The organism is Dietzia sp. CQ4 (assembly GCF_014145125.1).
Classification (GTDB): Bacteria; Actinomycetota; Actinomycetes; order Mycobacteriales; family Mycobacteriaceae; genus Dietzia; species Dietzia natronolimnaea.
The window spans coordinates 1-1250 of the sequence record NZ_JAALDZ010000270.1 but is presented as its reverse complement, the minus strand read 5'-3'; the positions used below and the strand labels follow the sequence as shown (position 1 = coordinate 1250).

Here is a 1250-nt window from a genome sequence, read left to right as displayed (position 1 = left end):
CGACACCGACACCGGCACCGGCACCGGCCCCCGGACCCGACGTGCCCGCCGGACCCGTGGACCCGGGCGGGGACGTCGTGCCCTGCGTGGAGGTGGAACCCGGGGCGGACGTCATGGCCCGCGTCGAGGTCGAGCCCGGGGTGGAGCCGGGGCCCGCGGAGGAGGTGCTCCGCAGCGTGGGCGCGGGGTGCTGGTCGGGGAACGTCAGGTCGAGCAGGTGGCCGCGGCGGCCGACCCGGCTGGACAGGACCCCGACCGTCCCCACCGAGAGTTCCACGACGTCGCCCACCTCGTCCTGCTCCACCAGCCGCCGGAGTCTTGCGATGTCCCGGGAGGCCAGACGTTCCAGGCTCGAGTGCGAGGCCAGCACCACCTCGTCGCCGAACGCGCAGGTGGCGGTGTCGGAGGATCGGGTGCGTTCGACGAAGCGGTGCCAGAGTTCGCGGTCGTCCGCGCGGGCGGTGTCGACGTAGCGGGCCTCGATGTCCGCGACGATCTTCCGCACGAACGGCGCGAACATGCGGGAGGCGTCGGCGCTCATCCCCGTCAGATCCACCGCCCCGACCAGGCGGCGGGTGAGCGGGTCGACGATCGGGTGCCCGTAACAGGCGAAGTCGCGCAGGACCTCCGCGAAGTGCTGCTCGCCGTGGATGAAGACCCCGGCGCGGGTCTCGAGCGCCGTGCCGATGCCGTTGTTGCCCACCGCGTCCTCGGTGAGGGTGGCACCGTCGTCGACTCCCCGCCGCAGGAGCATGCGGGAGATCCGGGCGTTGTCGCGCACCGAGCGGATGACCCGTCCCTCGCGGTCCGCGAGCAGGAGCATGGCTCCGGTGTCCTTGAGGACCTCGTCGAGGTCGTCCATCACCGGTCGGGCGGCCTCGGCGAGTCGGTGGGACCGGGACGCGTGCGGATCGGGGGCACCGGGGCGCGCGCTCTTCGGGGTCAGTCCGCACGAGGCGGACCGGCGCCAGGACAGGTCCACCGGGTCCTCGCCGGGCGCGACGGGGGAGTGGACTGTCTGGGTCACGGGGCACCTCCGGCCGGATGAGGGGTGTGACTCACACCATACGCAAGCGGGCGGCGGGGTGATCCCAGGGCTCGGGCGATCGGGATCCCGGGGCTCGGGCGGCGGCTCAGTGGCTCCGGGCCGCGTGGGCCGGGTGCACCAGATGCGCGGGGAGCCCGGGCGCGCGGGCGGGACGCGGATGGGCGGCGAGGCGGGAGGAGACCTCGCCCGCGCACCCGGTCAC

The 1250-nt window shown here is 74.6% G+C and carries 1 protein-coding gene; it reads right to left on the bottom strand.

The window, feature by feature from the left end:
- Nucleotides 1-1027, bottom strand: a 1027-nt coding sequence (locus tag G6031_RS14480; RefSeq protein ID WP_347238505.1) for a GAF domain-containing protein, incomplete at its 3' end; no start/stop codon positions are given.
- Between the last annotated feature and the right edge of the window lie 223 nt (nt 1028-1250).